This window comes from Streptomyces alboflavus, assembly GCF_000716675.1.
In the GTDB taxonomy this organism is placed as follows: domain Bacteria; phylum Actinomycetota; class Actinomycetes; order Streptomycetales; family Streptomycetaceae; genus Streptomyces; species Streptomyces alboflavus.
Map to the genome: position 1 here is coordinate 159,496 of NZ_JNXT01000009.1, position 13,971 is coordinate 173,466.

The window sequence follows — 13,971 nt, forward strand, 5'->3', positions numbered from 1 at the left end:
GTCCCCAGTGCGCGAGGGTCCGCCGTGCCACCGCCCGTGTCCAGTGCGTGGACGTCAGCCGATCCCGCCCTACGGCCCGACGCCCACGCCATCGCGCCGGTGCCCGCCGCACCCGCACCCGCATCCGCGCCCGGCGCGCCGGAGTCGGCTCCACCCGCGCCCGCCCCCAACACCCCCGTCGCCGCCCGCAGATACTCCTCGATCACCCTCCTCCCACGCCCCGCGACCCACCGTGTCCACGCCTCCGGCGGCTCCTGTGCGTCCGGTATGCCCTCCGTCAGCAGGCGGCACGCCGCGTCGACCGCGATGTGGGCGCCGAGGGCGCTGCGGTCGCGGCTGCCCGCGCCGTCGGACACGGCGAGGACCGCAGTGCCGCCCAGGTCGACCGCCTTGAACGCGTCCTGGCAGCCCTGTCCGCGCGCAAGATGGGCGGTGCCCTGGACGGAGGCGCCCGCGACGATCACCGGAGGTCACTCTCCAGCCGGTCCATGCGGGCGAGCCGGGCGGCGCGGTCGTTGACCTGTTGGTGGACGAGGTCCGCGTCCTGGTCCGGGCTGCTGTCGTCCGTGCTCTGGAACAGCAGATCGAGGATCCGGCCGAAGTCGAGGTCCGCCAGGGGGGACGTGGCCTTCGGCGCGAGGACCCGGAGCATCGGCAGGTCGGCGCCGTGCACCCCGATCACCTGGAAGACCCACTCGCCCCGCACCTCGCCCTGCCGCACCCGTCCCGCCGTGCCTTCCAGAGCGGCCGCGTCCAAGGGGCGGCCCCGGGCGTCGCTCGGCGCGCCGTCGGTGAGGACCCACACGAAGGGGCGCCGGACCGGTACCCGCTGCCGTTGCAGGGCACGGTAGCGGGCGCGGGCAAGATCCAGGGCCGTCTCCACGGCGTCCGTCAGGCGGGTCAGCCCCTCGGCGCGCAGCGTGGGCGGGCGCATGCTGTCCACCGGGACGAAGAGCCGGTCGGCATCCGCCTCCTCGACCGGGACGAGGCGGCCGGGTCCCGGGTCGTGGACGCGCACGGCGGAGTCGAAGGTGAGGAGGCAGACCTCGACGCGGGTGCGCAGCCGCTCCTGCGCGCGGACCCCGTCGAACCAGCGGGTCAGCGCCCGGTTCAGCTCGTCGATCCGCGGGTGCTCCTCGGGGCGCCCCATGGACGCGGAGGTGTCGAGGAGCAGGAGCACGGGCTGCCGTTCCTCGTACCCGCTTCCGAATCCGATGCCGTCGACGCTCATGCGGCCGCTCCCTCCGTGTCGTCGGCGCGGGCCACGAGCCGCCGCCGTTCGGGATCGTGGCGCACGGTGACGGCCGTGCCCGGCGGCAGCCCCGCGGGCTCGGGCACCATGCGCAGCAGCACCCCGTCAACGAGTACGTACGTGTCGGGCGCGGGCCAGGTCACCGTGCGCCCGGCGCGGCCGTCCGCCCATGCGGCCATCCCCCCGGTCATAGGGTCACGGTAGGTGGCTGGGGCCCCAACATGCGTCGTCCTTACGTGAATTGACACAGCGTCATCGGTGGGCGGGGCGGGCACGGGCCGCCCGGGGAGGCTCCCCCGATGTGTTGTCCCCGGGCGGTCCGCCCCTTCAGTGAAGCGGACCGGCCGGGCGCGGACTGGTCGCGTCCCGGTCGGGTCCTGGCCGGGCGGCGCCTCTGGTGCCGGTCTCACCGGCGCAGTGGCTCCCTGACCGCCGAACGCAGCGGTTCGAGGAGCTGGTTGACCTCCTTGATGCCGTCCGGGGAGCCGAGGTCCGGGATGCCGCGGAACGGCAGGGCTTCGAGGGCGCCGTCCGCGCGGTCCGCGAGGCGGTCCCCGAAGAGCACCAGGGCCTGCTGGGACGGATTGCGGCGCGACTCCCAGATCATGCCCACGGCCTCGGGCGCCTGGGCCCGGATCTCCCGCGCCCAGGTCCGTGTGCGCGCGTAGTGCTCGGGCCCCTCCCTCTCCAGCAGGAAGGTGTCCTGGCAGACGGCGGCGAGGGCCGCCCCGGAGCGCAGCGAGACCAGCCTCAGCTCGCAGCGGGTCCGCACCACGTGCAGCGACTTGCCCCGTACCCACGGCCAGGGGACCAGCCGCATGCTGGTCTCCTTGTCGAAGTCGATCGAGCGCAGCAGGGTCTCGGCGAGTGCGGTCTCCGGGTCCGTCGCGGCGTACAGGCAGGGGTAGGGGTCCTCCGGTGTGCCGTGGAAGCGGCCGGGCGCGCGGTCCCGCGCGTCGAACGGCTTGAACTGCTCGGCCGCGAACCGGGACGAGTGCATCCGCCACAGGTGGGAGCCCGCGGGCAGCACCTCCCAGTGCGGCTGGAAGCGGTATGCGGAAGGCGAGGTGGTCGCGTCGTGCATCAGCTTCCCTCCGCCAGCACCAGGGCCGCGCCCACCAGTTCGCGGTCGGGACGGATGCCGAGGAGATCGGCGGGCGGACCTCCGCCCAGCCAGGGATTGCGGCTCAGCCACCACTCGGCGGCTCCCCACGGGTCCGCGTCGGCGAGCAGCACCCGGTTGACCTCGAGGACGACCTCGTGCGGCCCCCCGCCGCCGGGCTCGAACTGGAACTCCGGGTAGCGGTCGCCGAGATCGGGGTCGGCGAGCCGGATCAGCTCGGGGGGCGGCGCCGCACCGGCGCACCGCGTGCGGACCTCGGCGGCCGACAGGGCGGGCGCGCGCAGCAGCCGGTCCTCGGCGGCGGCGATGATGGCCGCGGTGTCGGGCGGCGGATCCGGTGGGGCCGCGATCCGCGCGAGCAGCACCCGCGTCCGCAGCACGGCGAGGTCGCCGACCGGGGCCGTACCGGTGAGCCGGACGGCGTCCAGGGCCTCGCGGACCGGATGGCCGAACGGCAGCGGCACCAGGGCCAGGCGTACGTTCTGGAAGGCGCGGCGGACGGCCCGGGCGTCGCTCGTCGGGGTTTCGGCGAGCGCGCGCAGGCGGGTGAGCAGCAGTCTGTACTGCTCGTCGCTCAGCCGCTCGCGGACGCTGTCCAGGTGTTCGTGGACGAGACGGAGCACCTTCGCCCCGCCGTCCTCTCCCTGGTTCATGCGCTCTCCTCTCCCCGGCCTGGGTGGCCCTGATGGATGAACGCGGCCCAGACGGCGGGCCGTTGCAGGTCGGTGCGGCGCACGTCCGCCCGCAGCTCGGAGCTCAGACAGCCCGGGTCCCGCCGCTCGGGGTCGAGCATCCACAGCTGCGCGGCCCGCAGCGCGTCGACCGGGCTGAGCCCGGCCCGCAGATGGTGGTGGAAGACCGTCATCAGGAGCATCGAGGCGCCGTCCCGCGCGGTCCACCGCGACCCCACGACATCGCGTGCGCCGCCCGAGACGAACGCGGTGGTGAGGGTCAGGGCCTCGTCGTGGTCGCGGGTGCTCAGGTCGGTCTCGCAGGCGCTCAGGACGATCAACGGGCCGTCCGGAGCGCCCCGTTCGGCAGGCTGCGGGCGGTCGAGGAGGCGCGTCACGGTCAGCCGGCCGACCTCCTCGCCGGGCTCGGTGGGGGCGAGGTGCAGGGCCGACTCGGTCGGCGACGTGCCCGCCATGCCGTGCGTGGCCAGGTGGACCATCGAGTGGTCCTGGCCGAGCAGGGCGAGGAGCTGGTCGGGGGTGCCGGCCGGCACCGAGTCGGGCGGGAGCGTGGCGAAGTCGCCGTACAGCCGCGCCCCCGGGTAGAACGCGTGGCGCAGCCCCAGGACCTCCAGTTCGGCGTACGTCAGCGAGATGCTCGGGTCGGCCACCATGGCCGGGGCCGAGACCGGGTCGCGCGGCGCGCGTCTCGCCGTGCGCAGGAACTGGCTGCCGGAGGCGGCGTAGCTGATCACGAGGGCCTGGCAGAGGTAGGCGTAAGGGGCGTCGGCGGGGAAGCGGGCCGCGTGCCAGGGGACGATGCCGAGCCGCCCGCAGGGGACCAGGACGACCCGGGGAACACGGTCCCTCGCGTCCTGCGGGAGGTGTTCGGCGAGGCCGGGCAGGACGTGGGCGAACACCTCGTACGCCCAGTCGCACAGGCCGGCGAGGGCCTCCTCCCAGACGCGTTCGGCCGTCTCGTCGACGTGGTCCGTTGGCCGGGCCGCGGCCGCGTCCAGGTACCGCTCCAGCGGGGCGCTCCGCGCGGCGGAGAGCACGGGCAGCGGGCCCACGCCGACGCCGATCTCGGGGCCCACGGCCAGCACCATGCCGGGGGCCTCGCCGTCGCTGCCGGGCACCAGATAGATGAGCGCGTCCGCACCGGCCTCGCCCACGCCGTCCGCGAGTTCGCGCAGGGTGGGGACGGACAGGAGCCCGCCGTCCTCCCGGTAGCCGAGGGCTTCGAGGGCCTGGCGGCGCAGGGTGCTCGGGAGCGCGGCGGGCAGCTCGGCGCCGTCGGCGGCGCCGGACCTCCGCCAGGCGGCGGCGAGTTCGTGATGCCCGCGCTCCGCAAGCAGCTCCGGTACGTCCCGGGAGGTGGCCGCGGCCTGCAGCACCAGCGCCCTGCCCCGTTCCAGGGCGGTCACCGCGTCGTCCACCCGCTCGTGCGCCGCGGCCCACAGAGCGGCCCGCAGACCGAGCGAGGCGCCGGTGCGGGCGGTCGTCAGCCGGTGTTCGGCACCGCGCTGGAGGAGGACGTCGGCGGCGAGGGTGGTCATGGCCTCGTTCGCCGTGTCGGTGACGGCGTCCGCGTCGGACTTGTTGTGCTCCCGGTGCCAGCGGGCGCGGTAGGCGTCGGCGAGGGACCACAGGGAGTCGGCGGCGACGCGCGGGGCCCGGCCGTCCCTGATGTGCTCGCGGAGCCGTTCCAGTGTGGTGATGAGGGCATCGAGGTCCGCGGGGTCCTTGGTGAAGTCGTGGCGCATGCCGAGGCGGGTGGCGGCGGAGTGCAGCCGGTCGGCGGGCGCGTCCGGCGGCGGCACCTCCCGGTCCGGGACGCCGGTGGCGTCGCCGTTGAGGTACGCCCGCATGGCCGCGGCCTCGGGGGCCATGGCCGCGAGGACGTCGTCCCCGATCGGGAGCTTGCTGTTGCCCGCGGCCGTCCTGCCCTCGTCGAGGTCCGCGAGGCCGTCGAGGAGCAGTTCCTTGTCCCTGGTGCACCGGCCGAGCATCATGCGGGCCATGGCGCGGGCCAGGACGGCCACCGCACGCAGCGCGTGGTCGTCGGGGACGGTGTCGGCGAAGGCCTCGGCCCTGGACAGCAGGGCGCGCAGCCGGTCCACGTCCTCGGTCTGCGCGGCGGTGCGGGCCTCGGTCATCAGGTCCATCGCCTCGGCCATGACGGGGAAGAGGTCGGCCATCGGGTTCCCGCTCTGCGACTTGCGCCGCAGGTAGTCGGTGACCGTGCTGGTGTGTGCGAGGCCGAGGGCCTGGTCCTGAAGGGTGCCTCCGGCGCCCTCGCTCACGCCGAGCAGCAGCGCCATCAGCCCGTCGAGGGCATCCTTGTCCGGCATGTCGTCGGGCAGCCCGTCCCGGGCCTCGCGCAGCCGCCCGAGCTGCTGGTTGAGCGCGGCCGGGTCGCCGCCACCGGCATGGTTCACGAAGTCGACGGACGTCGTCTGGACGGCCTGCCAGGCGGTGAGGAGCCGACGGACCTCCTCGGGGGTACGGGGCGTTGCCGGGGTGTCGCGGTCGGCGGGGGTGCCGGCGTCCGCGGGGGCCGGGGACGGCGGGGAGCCGGGCTCGGTCTCGGTGTCCGGGGCCGGGGTGCGGGCGTCCGCTGTGGCGGCGGGGCCCGGGGCGTGTGCGTCGGTCTTGGCGGCGGCGGGCGGGGGGTCGGCGGCGGGGGCCGCAGTGCCGTGCGTGGACCGTTCGCCCGCGTCCGTGCGGCGCGCCGTGCCCGGACCGGCCTGCGGGCCCGCGCCGCCGGTCATCGCCGTCAGCAGCTGCGTCATGGTCTGCCGCAGCTGTTCGCTGCCCGGAAGCCCGTCCTCGGGTACGAGGTTGCTGAACAGCTCGGTCAGCCCGGCGGCCGAGGGCCGGGCGTGCAGGTCGCGCACCTGCCGCAACTGCGCCAAGGTCTCCGGCGGCAGCGGGAGTTCGGCGGCTTCGGTCACCAGCTCCTGGACCTCGGCCGCGAACGCGGCCATCCCGCTCGGCCCCTTCCGCATCATCATGTCGAACATGGCGGTCGCGTCCGGCTCCGGCGCGAGCCCGCCCAGCATCTCCTGCAGCGGCATCGCGTGCGTCAGCAGGAACAGTGCGGCCCACCGCCGGTCCTCGACGCGCGCCGGGGCCCCGAGCGGCGTCGCCGGGTCCCGTGCCGCCCGCAGCAGCGTGTGCGCCCGCTCCCGGTCCTCGGGTGTGCCGCCCCCGGCGGCGTGGCGCAGGGTGAGGGCTCCGCCGAGCCATACCGTCACCGAGCCGCGCAGCTCCGGATCGTGGTCCAACAGGTGGGAGAGCGCGTCGAGTTCGGCGATCGACTCGTCGTGGGCGCGCCCGGGAGCGGCGACCGTCCCCGGTGCAGGAAGGAGCGCCCTCGCCCGCTCGACGGCGTCACCGGCCCAAGCCCGCACCGCCTGGACGCCACCGCTCTCCTCTACTTCCCCCACCGGCACTCCTCACGTCCCGAAGATCTCAACAGCCCGTCGCGGACTCCATGATGACGAGATGTCAGCCACGGCGGAGCCCGATCGCCGAGCTTTTCGTCCGGCGCCCGGTCAACGCCCCGAACTCGCCCGGAACGCGCCCGGACCGGTGGGGTCGGAGTGTGGTCCGGGGGCGGTGGCGGGGCCGGACCGGGACGGCCCCGAGGCGCCGAGGTCCGCGCGCATCCCGCGCCGCAGCTCCCGCAGCCGTTCCCACAGCGCGTCGATCTCCCCCTGCGCGACGTCGAGCGAGTCGTCCGGCCGGGGCACGCCGTCGTCCAGGCGCCGCAGCAGGCCGTAGAGGGCGCCGAGCGCGTGGGTGGCCTCTCCGGCGAGGGCGAGCAGCGGGTCGGGCAGCCGCATCTGGGCCTCCGCGTACACGTCCCGGTGCAGGTCCCGGGCCTCGATGAGGCGCTGTCGCGCCGCGCGCGGGTCCTCCGCGCGGGTCAGGGCGTGCGCCTGGTCGGTGAGGGCGGCCAGGTACTGGCGGGACGCGGTGTTGAGCGCGATGCAGCAGGCGCGCCGTTCCTCGGTCTCCCTGGCCCATGCCCGGGTCCGTTCGGCACGCTCCTGTTCGCGTTGCCGGCTCCGCTCGGCCGCCCGCTGGGTGAGCAGGGCCGACAGGAGGGTCCCGACCACTCCGACGGCCGCCACGATCGGCGCGCCCGCACCCGTGATGTCCATGGCCCTCGCCTTCGTGTCGCCGCACCCCTCCAGCGAACCGGCGCCGTCCCTCCCGGGGAACCCCACGACCGAAGGTCACCCGGTCTTCGCCCGGATCCCGCCCGGTGGCACGAACGACGGGCCGAGGCCCTCCGTCTCCTCGACGGCGAGCGTCACCGGTCCCGGCGGGCGGGCGCGGCGTCCGTTCCTGCGAGCGTCGACCGCAGGGTCCCGGCCCACCAGCGGAGCGTCCGCTCGCGCGCGGCCGCGTCCAGACCCGCGCTCCTGCGGAACTCGGCGCCGAACAGGGGCTCCATCGCGACGGCTTGGTGCAGCGCGGCCACCGCGAGCTGGACGGTCTCGCGGGCCGGGGGCGTCCGGCCGGTGGCGGCGCAGGTGGCCCGCGCCGCCGCGTGCAGGCGGTCCACGGCCTCGTCGAGCAGTCCGCTTCCGGTGTCCCGCCACCCCGACTGGTGCAGGGCGACGGCCAGTTCGGCGTAGCCGTCGGCGTAGGGCGCGGACAGGACGCGCACCAGGTCGGCCGGGTCGGCGGGTCCGTCGGTCCAGGTGTCGAGGGCGGCGCGCAACTCGGACTTGAGCTTCCTTCCGCCGAAGCGCAGCAGCGCCGACAGCAACTGTTCGCGGTTGCCGAAGTGGTGGTTGACCGCGGCGTCGGACACCCCGACCGCGGCGGCCACGGCCCGCACCTGCACGGCCGCCGGGCCGCCCGCGGCGAGCAGCGCGCCCGCGGCCTCCAGGATCAGCCGCCTGGCCTCGTCGGGTGTACGTCGTCTACGGGCAGCCATCCGGCCAGCTTACCTTGACGGTCCAAGGTAAGAGGCCTACCTTGGACCGTCAAGGTAAGGGGGTGTCGCGGTGAAAGGGGGTGCCGCCGTGAACGGACCGACCTCGGTCCCGTCGATGACCGATCTCGCGGCGTCGCTGGGCGTGCGGATCCACGATCCGGCGCCGCCGCGCGACGTGTACTGGACCCGTGCGGGCTGCCGGTCGCACGGATTCGACTGGGGCGGCCCGGGCCCCGCGGTGCTGCTCCTGCACGGCGGCGGACTGAACGCCCACACCTGGGACTTCGTCTGCCTCGGCCTGCGCGGGGCCGCCCGGCTCGTCGCACTGGACCTGCGGGGCCACGGCGACAGCGACTGGTCCGACGACTACCGGATCGGCGCGATGGCCGAGGACGTCGTCGCCGCGGCCGACCGCCTCGGCTTCGACCGCGTGCGGCTCGTCGGCATGTCCCTGGGCGGCGTGGTCGCCGCCCAGGTCGCCGCCGCGCACCCGGGCCGCGTCGAGCGCCTGGCGCTGGTCGACGTCGCCCCCGGCGTCGACTTCGACAGCACCGAGCGGGTACGGACCTTCATGGCGGGACTCGGCCCGGTCGACGCCATCGACACCGTGGTGGACGCCGCGCTGCGCGTCAGCCCGCGGGCCGACCGCGCCCGCGTCACGTACCGGATGCGCGCCCTGTTCCGCCGCGCGCCCGACGGCGGGTGGGTGCCGAAGGGCGATCCGCGTCCGCCCGACTTCCCCGCCATCCTCGCTGCCATCGACCGACTGGCCGCCCAGCTCACGGGCCTGCCGGTGCTCCTCGTGCGCGGCGGGCGCAGCAGGGTGCTCCCGCAGTCCACCGCGGAACGCCTGATCGCGCGCGTGCCCGACGGCGAACTCGTGGTGGTGCCGGACGCGGGCCACAACGTGCAGGAGGACGACCCGGCCGCCCTCATCACCGCGCTCCGCGCCTTCCTGACGCGCTGACCGCGGGGTACACACCCCCGGCCGGCTCTCGCCCCGGACACCGAACCATGCGCCGGACGCCCACCGGTGAACCACTGCCCGTGGCCGATGCGCCTCAGGGGTCCGCCCTGACCGCCTCGATGACACACACGGGGCCCGCCGCGATTCACAGGCTCGCGCGCGTGAACATCAGGTGGGTGACTCCGCTGGGCGTGGAGACGGCCTCGACCTCGTAGTCCTTCTCCAGGCCCTCCAGGCCGTCCCAGAGGCGCACGCCCCGGCCGAGCAGGATCGGGACCACCACGAGGTGCATGTGGTCGACGAGACCCGCGGTGAGGAAGTCGCGGATCGTGGTGGGCCCGCCGCCGAGGCGCACGTCCAGGCCGCCCGCGGCCGCACGGGCCCGTTCGAGCGCCTCGGCGGGCGAGGCGTCGAGGAAGTGGAACGTCGTGCCGCCCTCCATCTCGATCGAGGGCCGCGGGTGGTGGGTGAGGACGAAGACCGGCGTGTGGAACGGCGGGTTGGGACCCCACCAGCCCTTCCACTGCGGGTCCTGGTGCCAGCCGGGATGGCCGAACTTCCCGGCCCCCATGATCTCGGCGCCGATCCCCGGGGCGAACAGCCGCACGAGCGCGTCGTCGACACCGCGCGTGCCGCCTGTCCGGCCCAGCATCGCGCGGCCCCACTGGGTGGAGAACATCCAGTCGTGCAGGCGTTCCCCGGCGTGGCCGAACGGCGCTTCGAGGCTCTGGCCCTCGCCGGTCGCGAAACCGTCGAGGGAGAGGGAGACGTGCTGGACGCGGACGAGTGACATGACGGGGTTTCCTTTCCTGTCCTGCGGTCGGTCGCGTCCCATGGTCGGTGCGTTCCCGCGGCCGGGAGCGGCACCGGAGCGGCGTGGCGGCTACTTCGGCGGGTTGAGCTTCTTGAAGTACGTCCAGCTGGTCTCGTTCGGCTCGCTCCACTCCTTCGGGGCGTGGGCGAACTTCGGCTGGTGGTCGGCGATGTACGCGCGGGTGCGCGCGGGGACCTCTTCGTACGAGGCGAGCTTGCGGCCCCGGCAGTGGAAGGTGAGACCTCCGGGCCGCCGGCCGCGGGCCATCCAGGGCATCCACGGGGACATCCGCGTCCACGACATGGTCGCCGGGACGCTGGGCGCCGGACCCGCCAGGTCGGCGCGGTCGGCGAAGAACTGGAAGAGCTCCAGGGCCTTGTACGTGTCCCCGGCCGAGTGCAGCGGATACTGGGCCACCGGCAGGGGCGAGGGGTAGGACAGCGGGATCTCCAGGCTGAAGCAGACCTGGCCGCCGAGCTCCGTCGTCGGTATCGGGAAGGGACGCCACTTCTGGTTCGCCGGGTCGTTCCAGATGTGCACCACCGGCAGGTCCTGCCAGGTCTGAAGGATCTCGCGGGTGCCGGGGTCCAGGAAGAAGGCCGCCTCGCGGGTCAGCAGTCGGTACGCGTCGGGACCGGCGTCGGCGTCCTCGACCAGGCGGGCGACGTTGAGCCCCTCGAAGCCGAACACACGCCGGTAGGGCTCGTCGGGCGCCCAGGTGTACACGTCCCCGGACCACCAGTACGTGACCTCCTCGCCGTCGAGCGAGGCGCGGGTGCGGGCGAAGGAACGGAGCAGCTCTGCGGGAGTCGTCATACGGACCACTCTGCGCGGTCGCGCCCTGCCGGGCTCAGCCGGGGCGCGATCGGCCGGAAAGAGTCGGGAAGATCCGCACCACGCGGCGCACACGCGGGAGTGCGCGCCCCACGCCGACGCCTGCCGCCCCGGTCGCCCGCGCATCCGCCCCCCGGCCGGTTCCGGACCCGCTCCCGGGTCGATTTCGGGCCAAGGGTCCCGGCTTTTCGGGCCAAGCCCCCCGACTCCATGAGAAGGTGACCTCTTTGACGCCGACCGTCGGCAGTTTGCTGATCCCCCTTGGGGCGGAAGGGTTCTGACCTGGGAGACTCAAGCGTTCACGGACCATACTGGTCGGGCCCCGATCACCCACAGAACGATTCCATGGCCAAAAACACCACCTCATCGACCACCGCCCCCGACACCGCGTGGCTGGGTCGCGGGCGCCACCTCGGGCCCGAGCCCGAGCAGGACGTCCGGCGCAACCTGATCGCCCTCAAGGCGGCCGGGGTGCTCGACGACTTCCTGGACCTCGAACCGGCCGAGGCCGCACGCGCCACCGTGCTGCACCCCCGGGACGAGTCCGCCGACCCCGGCCCCCTCGCCCGCCGTCTCTTCGAGGCCCGCTGGCGCGTGGACGACGACGTCACGGTGCGCGCCCAGCTCACCACGTACGACCCGGAGAGCCGCCGCAAGGAAGGCGACGGCGTGACCTGGATCCTCGCCGCCGAGGCGGACCGGGCGTGGGACGCGCGCTGGCCCTCGCCCGCCACCATGTTCTGGCCCGACAGCGAGCAGGTCCCCTGGGACCACGACACGGTGCCCGACGTGCGGCTGCGGGCGGCGAACCACCTGCCGAAGGACGACGACGAGCTGCGCCGCCGGCTGCGGGACTGCACCCGGCAGAGCTGGTTCGTGCACGTCGTGGTGCACGAGGCGATGACGCCGGACACGGTCGGGCAGCAGCCGATCGCGACGTTCCTGCCGCCGGGCCTGCGGCACCGGGTGATCGAGCACCGGGGCACGCCCGAGCAGGCGCAGATCGCCGACTTCGCGATGAAGCGGGAGCTGGGCGTGCGGATGCCGCGCGGCGGCGCCGTCGTCCTGGCCATGGACCCGCCGGGCGAGGGCTACGACGCGGACCGCTTCACGGTGCGCAGCGTGTTCCTCGACGGCTCGGAGCCGACCGAACTCCTGGAGCGGATCAAGGAGTTCGCCGCCCTGCCGCGACCGCTGCCCGCCGAGGCCGAGCGGGCCCTGACACGGCTGCGCCAGGGCTGGCACCTGCTCACCCCGGACGAGGAGCTGACGCACGCCCAGGGCATGGTCACCAAGTACGCCGAGGCGCTCGACGCCATGACGAAGTCCCGTGACCTGTACCGCGAGGCGGCCGAGGCCGCACAGGCCGCGCTCGCCGAGGTGTCCGGCGGCGACGGCGCGGCCCTGCCGACCGCGGCCGCCAAGGCCGACGGCTCTCCGCTGAAGGCTCTCTCGAAGGCGTTCGGACGCTTCCGGGACCCGAAGAAGTAGGGCCGGGGCCCCAGCGGCAGCCGGGTGTCAGGGCGCGTTCGCTCCCGTCAGGAGCGGTGAGTACGACGGCCTGACCGGCGGCAACGGCGGGTTCAGCGCCGCGTGTTCGGCGGCGCCGTGGACCACGCGGCCGCCGACCATCGTCAGGACCGACGCCATCTCCGGGATGCGCTCCGCGGGCACGGTGAGGTAGTCCTCGCGGAGCACGGCCAGGTCGGCGTACCTGCCGGGGGAGAGGGTGCCCTTGTCCCGGTCCTCGTCGGCGAGGGCGGCGCTGCCCTGGGTCAGCAGGCGCAGCGCGGTGATCCGGTCGAGCCGGTGCTCGGGCGGGTGCAGGACCTGTCCGCCGACGCTGCGCCCCGTCACCAGCCAGTGCAGCGCGCGCCAGACGTTGTCGCTCGCCACGCGGGTCGCGTCGGTGCCGAGGCCCACGGGGACGCCCGCCCGCAGCATGCGGCGCACGGGCGGGGTGTGCGCGGTGGCCGCGGCGCCGTAGCGCGCCATGAAGGTCTCGCCCTGGAAGGCCATGCGGTGCTGCACGGCGATCCGACCGCCGAGGCGGGCCACGCGGTCGATGCTGCGGGCGCTGATCGTCTCGGCGTGGTCGAGGATGAACGGGACGTCCGGGCCGCCCCGCCCGTGGACGTCCTCGATGACGTCGAGGAACCTCTTGATCGACTCCTCGTACGTGGCGTGCAGCCGGAACGGCCAGCGCCGCTCGCCCAGGAAGGCGAGGACGCCGCGCAGCTGGTCCGCCATCGTGTCGGGCAGCCGGGGCCGCGGCTCCTCGAAGTTCTCGAAGTCGGCGGCGGAGTAGGCGAGCATCTCCCCGGCGCCCAGCATGCGCAGCATCCCGTCCCCGTCGCCCGGGGACACCAGGTCCGCCATGCGCCGGAAGTCCGCGAGTTCGTCGCCGGGACGCTGCGTGAAGACGTGGTAGCCGATCCTCGCGGTGAGCTGTCCCGCGCGGTGCAGGCGGCCCACGACGTCGTAGTCGTCGGGGAACGTCTGGTGGCCGCCGCCCGCGTCCATGACGCCGGTGACGCCCCGGGCGTTGAGGTGGCGCAGATAGTGCCGTGTCGACACCGACTGGTCCGCGGGGGACAGGCCGGGCAGCCGGGCGAGGGTCGAGTGCAGCAGGGTGGCGCTCGGCCTGGCGATCAGGAGCCCGGTCGGGTTGCCCGCCGCGTCGTGCTCGATCTCCGAACCGGGCGGCGCCGGGGTCGACTTGGTGAAGCCGAGGATCCGCAGTGCCGTACGGTTCAGGAGGGCGCGGTCGTACAGGTGGAGCAGGAACACGGGCCGGTCGGGCGCCGCCGCGTTCAGTTCGGCGAGCGTCGGCAGGCGGCCGTCCGCGAACTGGTGCCGGGTGAAGCCGCCGACCACCCGCACCCACTGGGGCGGCGGCGTGTGCTCGGCCTGGTGGCGGATCAGGCGCAGGGCCTCGGCGACCGACCGGACCCCGGCGAGCGACAGCTCCTGGGTGTAGCTGAGCCCTTGCCGGATGAGGTGGGTGTGCGAGTCGGTGAGCCCGGGGATGACGCGGCGCCCTCGCAGGTCGATCAGCCGGGTGTGGTCCCCGGCGAGACGGCGGATCCGGGCGTCGGGGCCCACGGCGAGGACTCTGTCTCCGCGCACGGCGAGGGCGGTGGCCTCGGGGCGGCGCGGGTCGAGCGTGGTGACACGGCCGTTGTGGAGGACCGTGTCGGCGACGGGGCGCTCGCCGCGGTCACGGGCCGCGGCCGCGCCCGGCGCGAGGACCGGGACGGCGGCGGTGGCGGCGGTGGCCGCGAGCGCGGCGAGGGTCTGCCTGCGGGTGGTGTGCGGGGTGGGCGCGGTGCGCGCAGTGGGCGGGGTGGGCG

At 74.8% G+C, this 13,971-nt stretch carries 12 protein-coding genes and 1 pseudogene; 2 read left to right on the forward strand and 11 right to left on the reverse strand.

The genetic code is table 11. The features are described 5' to 3' along the window. Positions 1 to 218: 218 nt before the first annotated feature. The 8 genes and pseudogenes from OO63_RS46695 to OO63_RS09930 all read right to left on the reverse strand — a co-directional run. A pseudogene (locus OO63_RS46695) lies at positions 219 to 464 on the reverse strand (protein phosphatase 2C domain-containing protein); the annotation flags it as partial. Then, entirely contained in the window at positions 461 to 1,231 is a 771-nt protein-coding gene (locus tag OO63_RS09900) for a vWA domain-containing protein (RefSeq protein ID WP_030363911.1), read from the reverse strand. The pseudogene OO63_RS46695 and the gene OO63_RS09900, both read right to left, overlap by 4 nt. Further along, entirely contained in the window at positions 1,228 to 1,443 is a 216-nt protein-coding gene (locus OO63_RS09905; protein WP_234335440.1) for a hypothetical protein, read from the reverse strand. Before OO63_RS09905 ends, OO63_RS09900 begins: the two co-directional genes overlap by 4 nt. 215 nt (positions 1,444 to 1,658) lie before the next feature. After that, positions 1,659 to 2,336 (reverse strand): RES family NAD+ phosphorylase, encoded by a 678-nt coding sequence (locus tag OO63_RS09910; protein WP_031192400.1) that lies wholly within the window; start codon positions 2,334 to 2,336, stop codon positions 1,659 to 1,661. Beyond that, complete coding sequence (locus OO63_RS09915; RefSeq protein ID WP_031192399.1) at positions 2,336 to 3,028, reverse strand: hypothetical protein; 693 nt, start codon at positions 3,026 to 3,028, stop codon at positions 2,336 to 2,338. Before OO63_RS09915 ends, OO63_RS09910 begins: the two co-directional genes overlap by 1 nt. Next, positions 3,025 to 6,498: a CHAT domain-containing protein gene (locus tag OO63_RS09920; protein WP_031192398.1), complete on the reverse strand. Its 3,474-nt coding sequence runs from the start codon at positions 6,496 to 6,498 to the stop codon at positions 3,025 to 3,027. Before OO63_RS09920 ends, OO63_RS09915 begins: the two co-directional genes overlap by 4 nt. A gap of 108 nt (positions 6,499 to 6,606) precedes the next feature. Further along, on the reverse strand, positions 6,607 to 7,218 hold the full coding sequence (locus OO63_RS09925; protein ID WP_030363874.1) for a hypothetical protein: 612 nt from the start codon (positions 7,216 to 7,218) through the stop codon (positions 6,607 to 6,609). A 152-nt stretch (positions 7,219 to 7,370) separates the two neighbouring features. Further along, on the reverse strand, positions 7,371 to 8,003 hold the full coding sequence (locus OO63_RS09930) for a TetR family transcriptional regulator (protein WP_063750388.1): 633 nt from the start codon (positions 8,001 to 8,003) through the stop codon (positions 7,371 to 7,373). An 88-nt stretch (positions 8,004 to 8,091) separates the two neighbouring features. Between OO63_RS09930 and OO63_RS09935 the strand changes: the two genes are divergently transcribed. After that, the gene (locus OO63_RS09935; protein ID WP_051810715.1) at positions 8,092 to 8,970 is read left to right on the forward strand and encodes an alpha/beta fold hydrolase; all 879 of its coding nucleotides are present in this window, start codon (positions 8,092 to 8,094) and stop codon (positions 8,968 to 8,970) included. A 145-nt stretch (positions 8,971 to 9,115) separates the two neighbouring features. On the opposite strand, the gene OO63_RS09940 is transcribed toward OO63_RS09935, so the two are convergent. Together OO63_RS09940 and OO63_RS09945 are read right to left on the reverse strand one after the other, a co-directional pair. Next, complete coding sequence (locus OO63_RS09940) at positions 9,116 to 9,763, reverse strand: dihydrofolate reductase family protein (RefSeq protein ID WP_031192396.1); 648 nt, start codon at positions 9,761 to 9,763, stop codon at positions 9,116 to 9,118. Between the two features lie 90 nt (positions 9,764 to 9,853). Next, entirely contained in the window at positions 9,854 to 10,600 is a 747-nt protein-coding gene (locus OO63_RS09945; protein WP_031192395.1) for a DUF1838 family protein, read from the reverse strand. 363 nt (positions 10,601 to 10,963) lie between these two features. Between OO63_RS09945 and OO63_RS09950 the strand changes: the two genes are divergently transcribed. Beyond that, a complete protein-coding gene (locus OO63_RS09950) occupies positions 10,964 to 12,109 on the forward strand; it encodes a hypothetical protein (RefSeq protein WP_031192394.1) in 1,146 nt (381 codons plus the stop codon). 27 nt (positions 12,110 to 12,136) lie between these two features. Here the strand turns inward: OO63_RS09950 and OO63_RS09955 are convergent. Further along, the coding region (locus OO63_RS09955; protein WP_051810716.1) for an amidohydrolase at positions 12,137 to 13,971 on the reverse strand (1,835 nt) is incomplete at its 5' end.

Excerpts from the sequence above, each read along its gene's own strand:
- OO63_RS09900 (WP_030363911.1), bottom strand. The coding sequence starts at position 1,231 with ATGAGCGTCGACGGCATCGGATTCGGAAGCGGGTACGAGGAACGGCAG.
- OO63_RS09905 (WP_234335440.1), bottom strand. The coding sequence starts at position 1,443 with ATGACCGGGGGGATGGCCGCATGGGCGGACGGCCGCGCCGGGCGCACG.
- OO63_RS09910 (WP_031192400.1), bottom strand. The coding sequence starts at position 2,336 with ATGCACGACGCGACCACCTCGCCTTCCGCATACCGCTTCCAGCCGCAC.
- OO63_RS09915 (WP_031192399.1), bottom strand. The coding sequence starts at position 3,028 with ATGAACCAGGGAGAGGACGGCGGGGCGAAGGTGCTCCGTCTCGTCCAC.
- OO63_RS09925 (WP_030363874.1), bottom strand. The coding sequence starts at position 7,218 with ATGGACATCACGGGTGCGGGCGCGCCGATCGTGGCGGCCGTCGGAGTG.
- OO63_RS09930 (WP_063750388.1), bottom strand. The coding sequence starts at position 8,003 with ATGGCTGCCCGTAGACGACGTACACCCGACGAGGCCAGGCGGCTGATC.
- OO63_RS09940 (WP_031192396.1), bottom strand. The coding sequence starts at position 9,763 with ATGTCACTCGTCCGCGTCCAGCACGTCTCCCTCTCCCTCGACGGTTTC.
- OO63_RS09945 (WP_031192395.1), bottom strand. The coding sequence starts at position 10,600 with ATGACGACTCCCGCAGAGCTGCTCCGTTCCTTCGCCCGCACCCGCGCC.
- OO63_RS09950 (WP_031192394.1), top strand. The coding sequence starts at position 10,964 with ATGGCCAAAAACACCACCTCATCGACCACCGCCCCCGACACCGCGTGG.